The following is a 17085-nucleotide window of genomic DNA, read 5'->3' as shown; positions in this document are numbered from 1 at the left end:
TGAAGTGACCTTAAATGGACGGACCATTTTCTTTAAATATATGAACACGTGTATAAAGATAGAAGAACTATTAGAAACTAAATACAAATTACTACAAAAAATGAGTCATTCATAAGGAGGAGTCTCCCACATGAACAAATTTTTTCTATCCATTAGCTTATGTTTTATTACACTAACCGGCTGCAACAATAACCAAGCAGATGTTGAAGAAGGGCAAAAAACAGATCGAATTGTACAGGTTAAAAATTCATCTCCTGAACGCTCACACAAGCGTACTGCTAATGAAATATCAGCTCATTTAGTTGAACTGGCTTCAAGCGTTCCGAATGTAAATGATGCTACTGCCATTGTGCTCGGTAAGTATGCAATCGTAGGCATTGACGTCGGCAAAGATATTGATCGTTCAGAAGTAAGTTCTATCAAATATACAGTTGCCGAAGGTCTGAAAGCTGATCCGTACGGCGCTAATTCTGTTGTTATTGCAGATCCTGATACGGTCGCTCGGCTAAAACAAATTGGAAATGAAATTCGCAAAGGTCGTCCGGTTACAGGGTTTTTAGATGAATTAGCAGCCATTGTAAACCGAGTGATGCCTGAATTTGCAGAAGAAATCCGCCGAAATCCTAGCTCAACAGATACAAATAATCAAAAATTAAATAATAAACAAGAGCAAAATTTAAAGAATGAGCAGGAAAAACAATCTAATAATCATCTTCAAAAAAACGAATAAGAAAGTCGCTTAGCGGCAGGCTGCTGCTAAGCTTTTTTTATCGCTTCAATTACTTGCCTATCGAGTTTAGCAGCTGCTACTGGATCATAGGTCTTTTCATATGAAGGGTTTACTGAAATCTTAGAACCATAGAACATGACGTCTCTTACTTCATTAATATCTAGTTCAATTAGCGTCAGCTTTAAAGCTACTCCTTCTAACTTTTCTTGCACTACCTCAGCTATTCCGCTGATTGAGTAGCATGATTCATTAGCAAGAATATTTACCACTGCTTTATTCGTATGTTTAATGTTTTCTACAATCCTCGATTTGACATCTACGGCAAATCGAATTTTTTGTTTAGTCGGAGCTACTAACCACGAAATGGCACTAACATTTGGACCGTTTGTTTCAAAATCAATAGTTGAAATGGTTGCAAATCTCTCTGTCTGTAGCTCATCGTATAATGCATCTACTAGTTGAGTCTCGACTTCGTTGGCCATTTTCATCCCTCCTACTGTTTATGTACTTACTAGTTACTATCTTCGAGCTACCAAGCAAAATTACCTGCTTCTTTAGGAATGTTTTCCTATCGTTTCTTTTCTACTGAGAGATAGCACCGCAAAAAAACTTTATAAAACAAGAATTTTCGGCTAGAATGATGTATAGAGAAGTTGAGGTGATAGAAATGAGAGTACAATGTGTCATGTGCGATAAAATTGAAACAATTGAGGATGAAACGCTTGTGGCAAAACGACTGCGCAACCGTCCTATCCATACATATATGTGCAATGAATGTTCTGAACGGATTGAAAAACGAACAAAAGAACGCATAGCTACTGGTAACTTTAAACTATATGAGTCGAAAAAGACAGAGGAGGATTGGTAAGGTGCTCCGATTAGGAATAAGTATTGGCATGTTAAGCGGGATTATCCTTGGGTTATGTTTAAAATGGATAGAGTGGCTAACCGGCAAACAAGTTTATACCCTTTTATTAAATGTTGATTTTATTCCTATCATTGGCCCCATGCAATGGCCTGAATGGGTAGAGTTTGTTTTTCATTTACTCATTGCCGCTGCAATTGGGATCGTTTTTGTTTACATAGTAGGTAAATTAAATAATATGTCTATTCGAAAAATCGTATTGTGTTCCTTTTTATTAACACTTCCAACCATTCCTTTGTATTTTCCGTTGACGCTGCTTGCGCTCAAGCCTACGCCTGCGGTGGATGATGCAGTAGCGATTTTTTATTGGACAGCTGGCCATTTAATTTTCGCAGCCGCTCTTGTCTTCGGCTATATCATACTAAAAAGACGCTTGTAGCTACAAGCGTCTTTTTATGTAGTTTTATGAACCCAACGTGGAGTTTTGCTTCTTAGCCTGATACAGCCGTATTTTATAAATAATCAACACAAGCGCTGCAACCACAAGCCCTTCAGCTACAGGTAAAAAAATGCCTAAAAACGTTAAGATCGTACATCCAAAAGCTAAAAACAGATAAATAACTACAGATTTTAAAAGCGGCAGCTTCTTTGCAAACCCGAGTTTGTACACGAGAACAGATAGCCCTAAAATGGTAAAGTATAACAGCCACATTCCTATTTTTGCATGTTCATCCACTTGATACAAAGCAGCAAAAAATGAAAGGTGTTCTTTTACATCCATATTTCTTCCCCCTATTCCTTACTTTACATTATTCGATATAAGCCACCTTTTTCCTTTCCAAATTCCTTATTTATAAAACGCTTTCAAAAAATAGAAAATTCTGATATAATAGATAAAAAACAAGCCGCTAGCAAATAGAGCTAACGACTTACTTTTTTTATTATTTCGTGTCAGCGTATTTTTTCTTTTTCGCTGCTTTTTCACGTTCATTTTTATCAAGAATTTTTTTACGTAGACGAATAGATTCTGGTGTGATTTCACAATATTCATCTTCGTTTAAATATTCAAGTGATTGCTCTAAAGACATAATACGAGGTTTTTTCATACCTGTTGTTTGATCTTTATTAGCAGAACGCATATTCGTCATTTGCTTCATTTTACAGATGTTAACAACGATATCATTTTCACGAGTGTGTTCTCCTACGATCATACCTTCGTATACTTCTGTACCTGGCTCAACGAAAATTGTACCGCGGTCTTCTACGCCTTGGATTCCATAAGTAGATGATTTACCGCTTTCCATAGAAACAAGCACACCTTGACGGCGACCTCCAACTTGACCTTGCTGCATTGGTTGGTAGCTATCAAATGAATGGTTAATGATACCGAATCCACGAGTTAACGATAAGAACTCAGTTGTATAACCGATTAAACCACGTGCAGGAACCATAAAGATCAGACGAACTTGACCGCTGCCGTTGTTAATCATATCAACCATTTCACCTTTACGAGCACCCATTGATTCCATAATAGAACCCGTATGTTCTTCAGGCACGTCGATTTGCACACGTTCAACTGGCTCGCAGCGAACGCCATCAATTTCACGAACGATTACTTCAGGTTTTGATACTTGAATCTCATATCCTTCACGACGCATGTTTTCAATTAAAATAGATAAATGAAGTTCTCCACGTCCTGAAACAACCCATACATCCGGTGAATCAGTATTTTCCACGCGTAAACTTACATCCGTCTCAAGTTCAGACATTAAGCGCTCTTCAATTTTACGAGATGTAACAAATTTACCTTCACGACCAGCAAACGGTGAATTGTTTACTAAGAACGTCATTTGTAAAGTAGGTTCATCAATACGTAAAATTGGCAGTGCATCTTGGTGGTCAAACGGACATACTGTTTCACCTACGTTGATGTCTTCCATTCCTGATACAGCGATCAGGTCTCCTGCTTTTGCTTCTTCGATTTCAACACGCTTTAAGCCTAGGAAACCGAATAATTTTGTTACACGGAATTGTTTTACCGTACCGTCAAGCTTCATTAATGCAACTTGCTGGCCTACTTTCATTGTTCCGCGGAATACGCGGCCTACACCGATACGACCAAGATAGTCATTGTAGTCAAGCATTGCCACTTGGAATTGAAGTGGTTCATCGCTGTTGTCTACTGGTGCTGGAATGTGCTCGATGATTGAGTCAAATAGAGATGACATGTTCTCATCTTGCTTTTCAGGATTCGTGCTAGCTGTTCCGTTGATTGCTGAAGCATAAACAACAGGGAACTCAATTTGTTCCTCGCTTGCACCTAGTTCAATAAATAAGTCAATTACTTCATCAACTACTTCAGTTGGACGAGCAAAGTCACGGTCAATTTTGTTAACAACAACAATCGGCGTTAAGTTTTGCTCTAATGCTTTTTTCAATACAAAGCGAGTTTGAGGCATACATCCTTCGTATGCATCTACTACAAGTAGAACACCGTCTACCATTTTCATAATACGCTCAACTTCTCCACCGAAGTCAGCATGTCCCGGCGTATCCATAATGTTGATACGCGTATCTTTATAATTAATAGCTGTGTTTTTCGCTAAAATTGTAATTCCACGCTCACGCTCAAGGTCATTTGAATCCATCGCACGTTCTTCAACATGCTCATTAGTACGGAATGTTCCGGACTGATGTAATAATTTATCTACTAACGTTGTTTTCCCATGGTCTACATGGGCAATAATGGCAATATTACGTAAATCTTTACGAATGTTCACGCATTTCACTCCTATGCTTGTAATAACTAAGCTATTATATCACACTAACTCTAGAATTGCAGAATGATTTTGTTGTACACTATAAATATCCGTTATAAATGGGAGGAATCAACATGAGAAACATTAAGTGGGTACTTGTTTTATATGCATTTATCGCAACTGCGGCAATTATGTCAATCGGCATATTTATCGGAGAAGGAAGCGCTCTCGGGGTCATTTTAGCTATCGCAGCTTTAATTGTTGTAATGGGCCTTGGCTTTACGACTAAGAAAAAAATGCGAGAAAAAGGGCAGCTGTAATTTTTTTGCGATGATTGAAAGCGTCATGGCCATTTGCAACATCAAAATGGTTCATGACGTTTTTTCATCACAAAATTCTTTGACTACACGTAAGTCTTCACTTCTATTTTATTTATTCCACTTTCCTTCAAGGTACGTACGAAAGATTTCGTCATGTAATGTTGGTTTGCTTACAAATACACTGCTTTTTTCAAGAATCTCTAACGGCTTTCCTTCTAAATCCGTCATAACTCCTCCAACTTCTTCAATCAATACTTTACCGGCAGCAAAGTCCCATGGAGCCAAACGTAAAGTAATGTATCCATCTAAGCGTCCAGCCGCTACGTAAGCAAGCTCAATAGCTGCGGATCCATATGAACGGGTCCCTCTTACTTTACGCACAAGCGGACTTAATACGGAAGGATCAATACGGCGGTTCTCCGTCACCCATGTTGCATTTAGGCTAATAATAGCTTGTTCAACTGGTACAGGTTCAAGTTTCGGCAATTGGATATCATTCATAAACGCGCCCTGTCCTTTTAAAGCATGATACAACTCATTATGAATAACATCATAAATATAACCTGCTTGTCCTACACCATTTTCAAATATACCGATGGAAATAGCAAAATTTCGCTGCTGATGAACAAAGTTCATCGTACCGTCGATTGGATCGATAATCCAAATCGTTCCTTCTTCTGATTCAAGCTCTTCTCCATATCCTTCTTCTCCGATAATATGATGTTCCGGAAAGGTTTCATTGATTTTTGAGATAAAAAACTGTTCAATTTCTTTATCCATATTTGTTACTAAATCATTTGGATTCGATTTCGTTTGAATGAGAAGTTCTTTACTAAACGACTGTTGAATTTTTTGTCCAGCTTCTTTTAGCCACTCTTTAACGTATGTATCGATTTCTTTCCAGCGTTGCGTCATCTCAATTCCCCCTCAAAAATACGTCTCTTATTTAAGCTTAAAAAAACCTCTGCAAGATGTCAATTAACAGAGCACGTGGGAGAAGACCTGCCGCTTCTTCTCCCACGTGCTCTGTTACCACTTATGAATCTGCTCATTCAGTTTAATCCTTTTTTACAGTTTACCCTTATTTGTTCTATTTTATTCCCGTATCTGCTACTGAAGAGATATCATTTCTTCACGAAGTTTCTCGAGCTTTCGCTTACATTTTTGTTTTTGTTCCTCATTATTCTCCATCATGGCTTCATATAATGTCGCTAACTCGTAATCTAACTCCAAACGAATTACACCTAATCTTTTTTGTCCATCATTCTTCTTATACATATTCACCACTTGTTTCATTCTTCAAACACCCCTCTCAAATTATTGAACCCGCTTATAGAAAACTAAATTTTCAGATATTTTGATTGATATAGTCTATGTCGAAACCTAATCTCATGTAACTAAATTGTGTGATTACCTATAAAAAAATGATAGACACGTTTTGACAAGCATATGCGAATTAATTGGTGTTTATGCTTTTCATGTGGTAGAATCTTCGCGTAAATCATACTTACTTGCATAGATGCACAGCAGCTATACATATTCACTAAAAAACGGAGGTTTCACATGGCATTCTCAGGATTTTCACAAGATGACTTTAACGTATTCCGTATCGAGGGACTTGATGCACGTATGGAAGCCATCAAGACAACGATACGCCCAAAATTCGAACAATTGAGCAATCATTTTGCTCCTACTCTTTCTTCACTTTGTGGAGATGAAATGTTCGTACACATTGCCAAACATGCACGAAGAACAGTTAACCCGCCAGCAGATACGTGGGTAGCCTTTGCTAACAGTAAACGCGGGTATAAAAAGCTCCCTCATTTTCAAATTGGCCTTTGGGAAACACACGTCTTTGTGTGGTTCGCCGTCATTTACGAATCACCTATTAAAGAACAATTTGGAAAGCTGCTAAAACAAAACATTGAGGAGATTCGTCAAAATATCCCAGCCTCGTTTGTTTGGTCGAAAGATCATACAAAACCTGATAGTGACAAAATGGGCGACTTATCTTCTGAAGACCTAGAGAGTTTGTTTGAACGTCTAGAGACGGTTAAAAAAGCTGAGATCCTATGCGGCATTACAATTCCAAAAGAAGAAGCGATTGCAATTAATGGCGAAGAATGGATAGCTCGTATTGAACAAACATTTCATACGGTAACTCCATTATATGAACTAACTAAAAAAGCATATGCATAATTTTAACGAATTGATATAAAAAAAATGGAGCCAAGCTTGGCTCCATTTTTTACATTTTTATGATGTCTCCAGAAGAAGCAGCCTTTGCTTTTTGAATCGTTCGATAAGAAGAGTATTTGCTTTGATCTTCAAAATCGTTACAGATTGTTTTTTCTTCTGCTTTACTTGGCACAATTTCTTTAAATCGGCGATAGACTGCCATTAAGTGATCACGCTCAATACCTTTTTCATAAGCGCGTTCAATGCTTTCAAAAAACTTCACTACATCAATAATTTCTTCTGTACTCCAATCAAGGGAGATAGGGTATTGATATTCCACTTCTCATCACTCCATTTATTTCTTCAATCTATGTATATCTATATTCTTAACTCTATCACAATCTATAATGTACACAAAATTTATTCTCTTTTCACACAAGAAAATTTCTCCTTTTTTTTCTTTTTATTTTCTCTTTAAAATATCTTTGCAAATGGGTTAATAAGTGCTATAATTCTTTTGTTTTATGGGGATTTTCAAAACATAAAGAACTATAAAATAATGAGTAATAAGCAGTTTACAATTACTTGTATTTTTTTAACTAAAAATTGTATTTATATTATCAAACAGTAGTAAACATACACGTTTCATTCATTTATATAATGGTTAAAATCAAGAAAACTGCCGAGTAGAATTTCTGTTGAATTTCTTTTATAGAAAAAAGATCTGTTATTTTAATATGTAGAATTCAACAGCCACTAGTTTTGGTTATATAAAATTGAATGCTGTAATTTGATAAAAAAACAATCAAAGTCCCTCTAAGCTTTGCTTAGAGGGACTGACAATTTATGATAAAAGAGGTGTATAGCAAAGTTGTCTTCTCAATTTTCAACTCCATTATTTACTGGATTGGTTAATCACGCTAAGAAAAACCCAACACAATTCCATATCCCTGGACATAAAAAAGGAAATGGAATGGATCCTGAATTCCGCTCATTTATTGGCGATGATGCTTTATCCATTGATTTAATTAATATCGGTCCTCTTGATGACCTTCACCAGCCAAAAGGCATTATCAAACAAGCGCAGGATTTAGCTGCAGAAGCATTTGGTGCTGACCATACTTTTTTCTCTGTTCAAGGAACGAGCGGAGCAATTATGGCAATGGTTATGGCGACATGTGGACCTGGAGATAAAATTATCGTTCCTAGAAACGTGCATAAATCTGTTATGAGTGCGATTGTTTTTTCAGGAGCTACGCCTATTTTTATTCATCCTGAAATTGACGAAAACCTTGGCATTTCTCACGGTATTACATCGGACTCTGTAGAAAAAGCCTTAAAGCAGCACCCTGAAGCAAAAGCAGTGCTGGTTATCAACCCAACTTACTTTGGAATTTCCGGAGACCTTCGTAAAATCGTAGAAATCGCTCACTCGTATCAAGTGCCTGTACTTGTTGATGAAGCTCACGGCGTTCATATTCACTTCCATGATGATTTGCCTCTGTCTGCTATGCAGGCCGGTGCAGATATGGCAGCAACAAGCGTGCATAAATTAGGTGGCTCTATGACGCAAAGTTCAATTCTAAACATACGCGAAGGCTTAATTTCTCCAAAACGTGTACAGTCTATTTTAAGCATGCTGACAACAACATCAACATCTTATCTGCTGCTGGCTTCTTTAGATGTTGCACGAAAACGTTTAGCTACAGAAGGAAAAGAGCTGGCTGAACGTGCAATTTCTCTTGCTGAAAAAGCACGAAAAGAAATTAATACAATTGAGCATATCCGATGTATAGGCAGAGAAATTTTAGGGACAAAAGCTACGTATGATTTAGACCCTACTAAATTAATTATTTCTGTTTCAGATTTAGGAATTACGGGCTATGACGTAGAAAAATGGATGCGTGAAGCTCATAATATCGAAGTTGAAATGTCTGACCTTTATAATATCCTATGTATTATCACGCCTGGAGATACAGAAGAAGATCTGTCACGTCTGGTCACAGCTCTGCGTGAGTTATCTGCAAAATTCCATAATCTTTCTGAGACAACGGCAAAACCCGCTATTTTATTGCCTGATATTCCTGTATTGGCTTTAACACCTCGCGATGCTTTTTACGCTGAAACCGAAGTGGTACCTTTTCATGAATCGGCAGGCCGTATTATTGCAGAATTTGTGATGGTCTATCCTCCTGGTATCCCTATTTTTATTCCTGGGGAAATCATCACTGAGGAAAATTTAACCTACATTGAAACAAACTTAGAGGCAGGTTTACCAGTGCAGGGTCCGGAAGACTTTGAATTAAAAACCTTTCGTGTCATTAAAGAGCATAAAGCAATTCAATAAAAAAAAGGTGCGAAGTTCCGCACCTTTTTTTTATTGAATTAATCTAAATCTTCATCTGCTTTTTGACATTCTCCGCTTTTACATGTTGAGTATAATCGCGTCACTTTCTCATCTTCGAAATGATCAATTGTGCAGTTACATGTTTGACATACGATTGTTCCCATTTTGTAAACTCCCCTTTAACCGTCTTTTTTTGTAAGCGTTTTACAACTCTTGATATTATATTATTATGTCACATTAAATATGTCAACAACTAATTAGTATGTCACATTAAAAATATTTTTCTCATAAATGTTATATTTGTTTTCAAAAATCTGAACGCTTAGCATCATCTCTATTTATATGAAAAAACAATGTCTACTTTCATATCTATTTCCGCACTTTAAAATAATTACGAAAAATAAGAATTTGAGCTCTTGCCGTTTTTTCTTACTAATAGGGTAGACATTTCATGTAAACTTTACTAGAATGTATAACCATGTGGTTTCATGTATAGCTAAAAAGGTTATATGAGAAACTATGTTATGTAAAATAGAATAGGAAAGGAGCGATAATCGATGAAAAAACTGACTCCTGTTTTTATCATATCGGTTATTATTGCTGCAGTATTTATCGTATGGGGTGTTATTCCAGAATCTGTGCTAGGAAGCGCAGCGCTTACGCCTGTCACATCGGCAATACATAGTTTTATCATCGAGAAATTTGGCTGGTATTACTTACTAGCAGCTACATTATTCTTAGTTTTTACACTGTACTTAATTTTTTCGAAGTACGGAAACATCAAACTAGGGAAGCCTGACGAAAAACCTCAGTATGGTTATGTCTCATGGTTTGCCATGTTATTTAGTGCTGGTATGGGGATTGGTCTTGTATTCTGGGGTGTCTCAGAACCAATCAATCATTTTCATACTCCACCTTCTGGTGAAGGCGGTACAGCAGAATCGGCTCGCGCTGCTCTACGTTATTCGTTTTTCCACTGGGGTTTACATCCTTGGGCTATTTATTCCGTTCTTGCACTGGCCCTTGCATATTTTCAATTTAGAAAAGGTTACCCGTTCATCATCAGCAATATTTTACGTCCACTACTAGGAAAACGTGTTGATGGGCCTCTTGGAACGATCATAAACGTCATCGCCGTATTTGCAACTGTCTTTGGGGTAGCAACATCTCTAGGCCTTGGCGCTATTCAAATTACCGGTGGAGCCTCTTACTTGTCGCCAAGTATTGATAATAATTTCACGACTCAATTAATTGTTATTATTATCGTGACGTTCTTGTTCATGCTGTCAGCACAGACTGGTCTGAACAAAGGTATTAAGTATTTGAGTAACATTAATATTGTTTTAGCGATTCTGCTAATGCTATTCTTGTTATTTGCAGGTCCAACCAACTTTATTATGGACTTATTCGTTACAACAATTGGCAGCTACATTCAAAACTTGCCGTCGATGAGTTTTCGATTGAGCCCGTTTGATAACAGCACCTGGGTTCAAGATTGGACAATTTTCTACTGGGCATGGTGGATTGCTTGGGCACCGTTCGTTGGTACGTTCATTGCTCGTATTTCACGAGGTAGAACCATTCGAGAATTTTTAATTGGTGTACTAGCTGTTCCGACCGTATTTGGCGGATTATGGTTTGCTGTATTCGGAGGTTCTGGGGTCTACTTAGACTTTTTTAAGGATCTTCCTGTTATGGATGTTATCAACAATAAAGGAACAGAAGTTGCTTTATTCTATGTACTTGAACAGTTTCCATTTGGTACGTTCATGTCCATTGTCGCTATTTGCTTAATCGCTACATTCTTCATTACATCAGCTGACTCAGCTACATTTGTTTTAGGAATGCAGACAACAAATGGTGATCTAAATCCTTCAGGCTCTATTAAACTTACGTGGGGCTTAATTCAATCGTTAACAGCAATTATTCTGCTTTGGACGGGTGGTTTGGACGCGCTCCAAACAGCTGCGATTATAGCAGCACTTCCATTCTCAATTGTGCTGGTGCTAACGGTCTTCTCATTAATGAAAGCATTTAAAGAAGAAGGCGCATTAAAAAGAGAAAAGAAATCTGTGTAAGACAAAAAAAGCGTTAGCTTATATAAGCTAACGCTTTTTTTATACAATCTTACGCCGTACAAAATAAAATTAGTTGATAACATGTCAAGCAGACAGCTGAAGTTGTACCCGTCATCATAAGCGCCAGTCTTTTAGATTTGACGTTCATTTCGGCTATGCCGTAAGCTAAATAAGCAAATACTAAAAATAAAATAATTTTAGATGTCAACTGATCACGTTTTGATAGCAATTCAACCAGTGAATAACCCATCCAAATAACAATGTGTAAGCTCCAAACGAAATACGTCTTCATAGCTCCTTCGCCGCCTTTTCATTCGTTATCCAAAGAAGCAATTTTTTATCTACCTATAAGGAAAGCACGTCCCACTTCATATGTATGCATCTAGAGCTCATTTAAGACTGCCTCAGCGCTTTTTACACGTTTCTTTTAAATGGATTACTCACCAGCAACAAAAGTTTCCTGACAAGCATCTGATACTTTATGAAAACCGTTTTCTTCAAAAAAAAAAGCTGATGCATACGCATCAGCTTTTTAAAAACATTATTTTACAATGTGAATTGGGCTTCCAATAGCTACTTCAGCAGCTTCCATTGTGATTTCACCTAATGTTGGGTGAGCGTGAATTGTTAATGCGATATCTTCAGCTGTTACGCCAGCTTCGATAGCAAGACCAAGCTCAGCGATCATGTCAGATGCGCTAGGTCCAGCAATTTGAGCACCAACAACTACTCCGTCTTCTTTACGAGTGATAAGCTTCAAGAAGCCTTCTGCAGCGTTAAGTGCAAGTGCACGTCCGTTAGCAGCAAATGGGAATTTAGAAGCTTTAACAGCTAATCCTTCTTCTTTCGCTTGTGCTTCAGTATAACCTACAGATGCAAGCTCAGGCTCAGAGAATACAACTGCTGGAATTCCTAAGTAGTCAATTTCAGCAGGTTCGCCAGCGATTACTTCAGCTGCGATTTTACCTTCGTAAGAAGCTTTGTGTGCAAGTGGTGGTCCAGTTACGATATCACCAATTGCAAAGATGTTGCTTACAGATGTACGAGTTTGGTTATCGATTTCGATAAGACCACGGTCAGTCATTTTAACGCCAACTTGCTCAAGACCAAGCTCATCAGTGTTAGGACGACGGCCTACAGTAACTAATACGTAGTCAGCATCGATTACTTTTGACTCTCCGCCTACTTCAAACGTAACTTGTACGCCGTCAGCAGTTTCTTCAACACCTTTAGCCATTGCTTTTGTATAGATTTCAACGTTTCCTTTTTTCTTAAGGTTACGTTTAACAAGTGAACTCATTTGTTTTTCAAAACCTGCTAAGATTTCATCAGCAGCTTCTACAAATGTAACTTCTGTACCGAAGTTAGCAAAAGCAGTACCAAGCTCAGTACCGATGTAACCTCCACCGATTACAACTAATTTTTTAGGAACTTCTTTAAGCGCTAATGCACCTGTAGAGTTGATTACGCGCTCAGAGAATTTGAATCCAGGGATCTCGATTGGGCGAGAACCAGTTGCAAGGATAGCATTTTTGAATTTGTAAGTTTGTGCAGAATTTTCATCCATTACACGTACAGTTTCGCTGTCAACGAAGTAAGCTTCACCTTTTACGATGTCAACTTTGTTACCTTTAAGAAGGCCTTCAACACCGCCAGTAAGTTTGTTTACAACGCCGTTTTTGAATTCTTGAACTTTAGAGAAATCAACTGTTACGTTCTCAGCGATAATCCCCATGTCTTCAGAATGTTTAGCGTGTTCAAAACGGTGACCTGCAGCGATTAATGCTTTTGAAGGAATACAACCAACGTTTAAGCATACGCCTCCAAGGTTACCTTTTTCTACGATTGTAACTTTTTGACCTAATTGAGCTGCACGAATTGCTGCAACGTAGCCACCAGGGCCAGCACCAATGACAAGAGTATCAGTTTCGATTGGGAAATCTCCTACTACCATTTATTACGCCTCCATTAATAATAATTCTGGATCATTTAATAAACGCTTGATTTGGTTAAGAGCGTTTTGAGCTGTTGCGCCATCGATAATACGGTGGTCAAAGCTTAGTGATAATGCTAATACTGGAGCAATTACAATTTCACCATCGCGTACAACTGGTTTTTCAGCGATACGTCCGATACCTAAAATTGCAACTTCTGGGTGGTTGATAACAGGAGTAAACCATTGTCCACCAGCAGAACCGATATTTGTGATTGTACAAGAAGCGCCTTTCATTTCAGCAGGAGCTAATTTACCATCACGTGCTTTTCCAGCAAGGTCGTTAATTTGATCAGAAATTTCGAACACAGATTTACGATCAGCATTTTTCACAACTGGTACTAAAAGACCTTTTTCAGTGTCAGCAGCGATACCGATGTTGTAGTAATGTTTTTGAATTACTTCATCAGTAGAGTCATCGATTGAAGTGTTAAGAGCTGGGAACTTCTTAAGTGCTGAAGTTAACGCTTTTACCACGTAAGGTAAGAATGTTAATTTAATACCTTGATCTGCTGCAACTGTTTTGAATTTTTTACGATGAGCAACAAGAGCTGTTACATCGATTTCATCCATTAATGTTACGTGTGGAGCAGTGTGTTTAGAGTTAACCATAGCTTTTGCGATTGCACGGCGGATACCGCTCATTTTCTCGCGAGTTTCTGGTAGGTCGCCTTCAGGAATAGCTTGTGCTGCTGCTGCTTTTGGTTCAGCTGAAGCAGTTTCCTCTTTAGCTGGAGCTTCAGCAGTTGCTGTAGCTGTAGAACCACCAGATAGGAAGCCATCGATGTCATCTTTAACAATACGTCCGTTTTTACCTGAACCAGGAACAGCTTTAATGTCTACACCTTTTTCACGAGCATATTTGCGCACTGAAGGCATAGCAATTACTTTACGGTTAGGATCAACATCAGCTTGTGCTGCAGGAGCTGTTGCTTCTTCAGTCACTTCTTCAGTTGAAGCTTCTTCTTTAGCTTCTTCTGCTGGTGCATCATCATGATCGTCACCTTTGAATTTTAAGTCTTCGTATCCAGGAGCATCAAAAGTAACGATAACTTGTCCTACAGTAGCTACTGTACCTTCGTCAACTTTTACTTCTAATACTTTACCTTTTACAGGAGATGGGATTTCAACAACAGCTTTGTCATTTTGTACTTCTGCTAGTACATCATCCTCATCAATTTCATCTCCAGCTTTTACGAACCATTTTACAATTTCACCTTCGTGGATACCTTCACCGATATCCGGCAGTTTAAATTCAAATGCCACGTGTCTTCACCCTCCTAGTTAGTTGCGTTCAATTTGTTAGTGTTTATTTTATCTAAGACAGAAATCAGCACAAAGCTGATTTCTATCACAGTAAAATGCTAATTAAAATTCAAGTACTTTCTTAGCTGTTTCAACGATATCTTTGTGGTCTGGTAACCATACGCCCTCAGCTTGAGAGAATGGGAACACAGTATCCGGTGCTGTTACACGTAATACTGGTGCTTCTAAGCTTAAGATTGCACGATCGTTAATTTCAGCTACAACGTTAGCTGCGATACCAGCTTGTTTTTGAGCTTCTTGAACTACTACTACGCGACCAGTTTTTTCAACTGATGCAAGAATTGTATCGATATCTAAAGGTTGAACTGTACGTAAGTCCACTACTTCAGCAGAGATACCTTCTTTTTCTAGTTCTTCAGCTGCTTTTAATGATGAGTGTACCATTGCACCGTAAGCGATAAGCGTTACGTCTGTACCTTCACGTTTCACATCAGCTGTACCTAAATCAATTGTGTATGATTCTTCAGGCACTTCTTGACGGAATGAACGGTAAAGCTTCATGTGCTCTAAGTATACAACCGGATCGTTATCACGAATTGATGAAATTAAAAGACCTTTTGCATCGTATGGAGTTGAAGGAATTACAACTTTTAAACCAGGTTGAGATGCTACGATACCTTCTAAGCTATCAGCGTGAAGTTCTGGTGTATGAACGCCTCCACCAAATGGTGAACGGAATGTGATTGGTGCATTCCAGCGACCGCCAGAACGGTAGCGCATACGTGCTGCTTGACCTGATACAGAATCAAGTACTTCGTATACGAAACCAAAGAATTGAATTTCAGGAACCGGACGGAAACCTTGAGTCGATAGACCTACAGCAAGACCACCGATACCAGATTCAGCTAATGGCGTATCGAATACGCGATCTTCGCCGAATTCTTGTTGAAGACCTTCAGTCGCACGGAATACTCCACCGTTTACGCCAACGTCTTCACCAAAAACTAATACGTTTTCGTCGTTTTTCATTTCTGTGCGTAACGCATCAGTAATCGCTTGAATCATTGTCATTTGCGCCATGGCTTACTTCGACTCCTTCTCTTTGTAGATTTCATATTGCTCTTGTAAGTTTGAAGGCATAGTTTCGTACATGATTTCCATTAAATCTGTAACTTTTTGTTTTGGATAATCGTCAGCCTTCTTAATAGCTTGTTTGATATCTTCTTTAGCTTGCTCGATTACTTTGTTTTCTTCTTCTTCATTCCAGATGCCTTTAGCTTCTAAGAATTTACGGAAGCGAACAAGTGGATCTTTCTTTTCCCACTCAGTGTCAAGCTCAGCTGTACGATAACGAGTTGGATCGTCACCAGCCATTGTATGTGGACCATAACGGTAAGTTAATGTTTCAATTAAAGTTGGACCTTCACCGTTTACTGCACGCTCACGAGCTTCGCTTACTGCAACGTATACTGCTAGTGCATCCATACCGTCTACTTGAACGCCTGGGATACCAACAGCCGCTGCTTTTTGAGCGATTGTACGTGCTGCAGATTGCTTTTCAACTGGTGTTGAAATTGCAAAGCGGTTGTTTTGTACAACAAAGATTGCTGGAGCTTTGAATGCACCTGCGAAGTTCATACCTTCGTAGAAGTCACCTTGTGAAGCTCCGCCGTCACCTGTATAAGTGATCGCTACTGCTTTTTTACCGCGCTTTTTAAGACCTAGTGCCACACCAGCAGTTTGCACAATTTGTGCACCGATGATGATTTGTGGAGAAAGTACATCTACACCTTCTGGCGCTTGGTTACCGTGGAAATGACCACGAGAGAATAAGAACGCTTGATATAGTGGAAGACCATGCCAAATTAACTGAGGCACATCACGGTACCCAGGTAAAATGAAGTCTTCTTTTTCTAATGCGAAATGTGAAGCGATTTGAGAAGCTTCTTGCCCAGCAGTTGGTGCATAGAAACCTAAACGACCTTGACGGTTCAATGAAATTGAACGTTGATCAAGAATACGAGTGTATACCATGCGAGTCATTAACTCTTTTAATTTTTCGTCAGATAAATCTGGCAACGCTGATTTATTTACTACTTCGCCCTCTTCATTAAGAATTTGGAACGTTTGGTACTGCTCAGCGATTTTATCAAGTTGCTTTGATACATCAATAATAGCCTTTTTAGTTTTAGCAGCCATCTAAGTCACCTCTTCCTTTCATTTAAGCCGTATAAATTCATTTTACTAATCAAACAAACATACACGCTTTTAGAATGTCCCAAATGGACAAGTAAAAGTCATATTTTGTCGAGTAGCTTTTTGAATTCGCTAATCCTTAACATTTCTATGTATTCCCCAGCGAATTCTGTGCAAACATTTACGTAAAAGGAAAGTTTAAGCGAAACGAGCGTTTCGTTAAACTGTATTAATTATTTTGCAAAAATGATTAATACAACACTTACTACGCTACCTAGTTTACAATACACTAAAACAGTTCGTCAATGCATTTACATCAAGAAATTACGCTTTTTTAGTTTGTGAAATAAAAC

At 38.3% G+C, this 17085-nt stretch carries 19 protein-coding genes; 7 read left to right on the top strand and 12 right to left on the bottom strand.

Annotated features, from left to right (window positions below; all coding sequences use genetic code 11):
• Positions 1-130: 130 nt before the first annotated feature.
• Positions 131-730 (top strand): YhcN/YlaJ family sporulation lipoprotein, encoded by a 600-nt coding sequence (locus LJC66_RS06520; protein WP_013056071.1) that lies wholly within the window; start codon positions 131-133, stop codon positions 728-730.
• A 26-nt stretch (positions 731-756) separates the two neighbouring features.
• Here the strand turns inward: LJC66_RS06520 and LJC66_RS06515 are convergent, their stop codons facing one another.
• Entirely contained in the window at positions 757-1212 is a 456-nt protein-coding gene (locus LJC66_RS06515; protein WP_028407949.1) for a pyridoxamine 5'-phosphate oxidase family protein, read from the bottom strand.
• Positions 1213-1397: 185 nt separating this feature from the next.
• Here LJC66_RS06515 and LJC66_RS06510 point away from each other — a divergent pair, with 185 nt between their 5' ends.
• Positions 1398-1598, top strand: a complete 201-nt coding sequence (locus LJC66_RS06510) for a YlaI family protein (protein WP_013056069.1) — start codon at positions 1398-1400, stop codon at positions 1596-1598.
• 1 nt (position 1599) lies between these two features.
• On the top strand, positions 1600-2034 hold the full coding sequence (locus tag LJC66_RS06505; RefSeq protein ID WP_195695016.1) for a hypothetical protein: 435 nt from the start codon (positions 1600-1602) through the stop codon (positions 2032-2034).
• Positions 2035-2058: 24 nt separating this feature from the next.
• Here the strand turns inward: LJC66_RS06505 and LJC66_RS06500 are convergent, their stop codons facing one another.
• Entirely contained in the window at positions 2059-2376 is a 318-nt protein-coding gene (locus LJC66_RS06500; RefSeq protein ID WP_013056067.1) for a YlaH-like family protein, read from the bottom strand.
• 160 nt (positions 2377-2536) lie between these two features.
• Entirely contained in the window at positions 2537-4375 is a 1839-nt protein-coding gene (typA, locus tag LJC66_RS06495; protein WP_013056066.1) for a translational GTPase TypA, read from the bottom strand.
• Between the two features lie 113 nt (positions 4376-4488).
• On the opposite strand from typA, the gene LJC66_RS06490 reads away from it, so the two are divergent.
• Positions 4489-4674, top strand: a complete 186-nt coding sequence (locus tag LJC66_RS06490) for a YlaF family protein (RefSeq protein WP_195695017.1) — start codon at positions 4489-4491, stop codon at positions 4672-4674.
• A 108-nt stretch (positions 4675-4782) separates the two neighbouring features.
• Here LJC66_RS06490 and LJC66_RS06485 read toward each other — a convergent pair whose 3' ends face one another.
• Positions 4783-5589: an inositol monophosphatase family protein gene (locus LJC66_RS06485; protein ID WP_230932078.1), complete on the bottom strand. Its 807-nt coding sequence runs from the start codon at positions 5587-5589 to the stop codon at positions 4783-4785.
• 195 nt (positions 5590-5784) lie between these two features.
• On the bottom strand, positions 5785-5970 hold the full coding sequence (locus tag LJC66_RS06480; protein ID WP_013056063.1) for a hypothetical protein: 186 nt from the start codon (positions 5968-5970) through the stop codon (positions 5785-5787).
• 267 nt (positions 5971-6237) lie between these two features.
• Between LJC66_RS06480 and LJC66_RS06475 the strand changes: the two genes are divergently transcribed.
• The gene (locus LJC66_RS06475) at positions 6238-6873 is read left to right on the top strand and encodes a YktB family protein (protein WP_230932077.1); all 636 of its coding nucleotides are present in this window, start codon (positions 6238-6240) and stop codon (positions 6871-6873) included.
• Positions 6874-6922: 49 nt separating this feature from the next.
• On the opposite strand, the gene LJC66_RS06470 is transcribed toward LJC66_RS06475, so the two are convergent.
• Positions 6923-7192, bottom strand: coding sequence for a UPF0223 family protein (locus tag LJC66_RS06470; protein WP_013056061.1), 270 nt, complete (start codon positions 7190-7192; stop codon positions 6923-6925).
• A 531-nt stretch (positions 7193-7723) separates the two neighbouring features.
• Between LJC66_RS06470 and LJC66_RS06465 the strand changes: the two genes are divergently transcribed.
• Positions 7724-9199: an aminotransferase class I/II-fold pyridoxal phosphate-dependent enzyme gene (locus LJC66_RS06465; RefSeq protein ID WP_028414107.1), complete on the top strand. Its 1476-nt coding sequence runs from the start codon at positions 7724-7726 to the stop codon at positions 9197-9199.
• 38 nt (positions 9200-9237) lie between these two features.
• Here the strand turns inward: LJC66_RS06465 and LJC66_RS06460 are convergent, their stop codons facing one another.
• Positions 9238-9363, bottom strand: a complete 126-nt coding sequence (locus tag LJC66_RS06460) for a GapA-binding peptide SR1P (protein WP_013056059.1) — start codon at positions 9361-9363, stop codon at positions 9238-9240.
• A gap of 393 nt (positions 9364-9756) precedes the next feature.
• Between LJC66_RS06460 and LJC66_RS06455 the strand changes: the two genes are divergently transcribed.
• Positions 9757-11277, top strand: a complete 1521-nt coding sequence (locus LJC66_RS06455) for a glycine betaine uptake BCCT transporter (RefSeq protein WP_193423632.1) — start codon at positions 9757-9759, stop codon at positions 11275-11277.
• 49 nt (positions 11278-11326) lie between these two features.
• On the opposite strand, the gene LJC66_RS06450 is transcribed toward LJC66_RS06455, so the two are convergent.
• From LJC66_RS06450 to pdhA, 5 genes are all read right to left on the bottom strand, one after another.
• Complete coding sequence (locus LJC66_RS06450; protein ID WP_016763437.1) at positions 11327-11569, bottom strand: hypothetical protein; 243 nt, start codon at positions 11567-11569, stop codon at positions 11327-11329.
• Between the two features lie 249 nt (positions 11570-11818).
• Positions 11819-13231: a dihydrolipoyl dehydrogenase gene (lpdA, locus tag LJC66_RS06445; protein ID WP_013082295.1), complete on the bottom strand. Its 1413-nt coding sequence runs from the start codon at positions 13229-13231 to the stop codon at positions 11819-11821.
• Between the two features lie 3 nt (positions 13232-13234).
• Positions 13235-14536, bottom strand: a complete 1302-nt coding sequence (locus tag LJC66_RS06440) for a dihydrolipoamide acetyltransferase family protein (RefSeq protein WP_013082294.1) — start codon at positions 14534-14536, stop codon at positions 13235-13237.
• Between the two features lie 102 nt (positions 14537-14638).
• Positions 14639-15616 (bottom strand): alpha-ketoacid dehydrogenase subunit beta, encoded by a 978-nt coding sequence (locus LJC66_RS06435; RefSeq protein ID WP_013056055.1) that lies wholly within the window; start codon positions 15614-15616, stop codon positions 14639-14641.
• Positions 15617-15619: 3 nt separating this feature from the next.
• Positions 15620-16735 carry a pyruvate dehydrogenase (acetyl-transferring) E1 component subunit alpha gene (pdhA, locus tag LJC66_RS06430; protein WP_013056054.1) on the bottom strand — a complete coding sequence of 372 codons (1116 nt, stop codon included), beginning with the start codon at positions 16733-16735 and terminating at the stop codon, positions 15620-15622.
• Positions 16736-17085 lie beyond the last annotated feature (350 nt).

Source organism: Priestia sp. TSO9 (genome assembly GCF_021029645.1).
Lineage (GTDB): Bacteria > Bacillota > Bacilli > Bacillales > Bacillaceae_H > Priestia > Priestia megaterium_E.
Note: the sequence above shows the minus strand (reverse complement) of the source record. Positions and strands in the feature narration are given on the sequence as shown.

Excerpts from the sequence above, each read along its gene's own strand:
- LJC66_RS06460 (WP_013056059.1), bottom strand. The coding sequence starts at position 9,363 with ATGGGAACAATCGTATGTCAAACATGTAACTGCACAATTGATCATTTC.
- LJC66_RS06480 (WP_013056063.1), bottom strand. The coding sequence starts at position 5,970 with ATGAAACAAGTGGTGAATATGTATAAGAAGAATGATGGACAAAAAAGA.
- pdhA (WP_013056054.1), bottom strand. The coding sequence starts at position 16,735 with ATGGCTGCTAAAACTAAAAAGGCTATTATTGATGTATCAAAGCAACTT.
- LJC66_RS06515 (WP_028407949.1), bottom strand. The coding sequence starts at position 1,212 with ATGGCCAACGAAGTCGAGACTCAACTAGTAGATGCATTATACGATGAG.
- LJC66_RS06475 (WP_230932077.1), top strand. The coding sequence starts at position 6,238 with ATGGCATTCTCAGGATTTTCACAAGATGACTTTAACGTATTCCGTATC.
- lpdA (WP_013082295.1), bottom strand. The coding sequence starts at position 13,231 with ATGGTAGTAGGAGATTTCCCAATCGAAACTGATACTCTTGTCATTGGT.
- LJC66_RS06435 (WP_013056055.1), bottom strand. The coding sequence starts at position 15,616 with ATGGCGCAAATGACAATGATTCAAGCGATTACTGATGCGTTACGCACA.
- LJC66_RS06490 (WP_195695017.1), top strand. The coding sequence starts at position 4,489 with ATGAGAAACATTAAGTGGGTACTTGTTTTATATGCATTTATCGCAACT.
- LJC66_RS06510 (WP_013056069.1), top strand. The coding sequence starts at position 1,398 with ATGAGAGTACAATGTGTCATGTGCGATAAAATTGAAACAATTGAGGAT.
- LJC66_RS06450 (WP_016763437.1), bottom strand. The coding sequence starts at position 11,569 with ATGAAGACGTATTTCGTTTGGAGCTTACACATTGTTATTTGGATGGGT.
- LJC66_RS06485 (WP_230932078.1), bottom strand. The coding sequence starts at position 5,589 with ATGACGCAACGCTGGAAAGAAATCGATACATACGTTAAAGAGTGGCTA.
- LJC66_RS06455 (WP_193423632.1), top strand. The coding sequence starts at position 9,757 with ATGAAAAAACTGACTCCTGTTTTTATCATATCGGTTATTATTGCTGCA.
- LJC66_RS06500 (WP_013056067.1), bottom strand. The coding sequence starts at position 2,376 with ATGGATGTAAAAGAACACCTTTCATTTTTTGCTGCTTTGTATCAAGTG.
- LJC66_RS06520 (WP_013056071.1), top strand. The coding sequence starts at position 131 with ATGAACAAATTTTTTCTATCCATTAGCTTATGTTTTATTACACTAACC.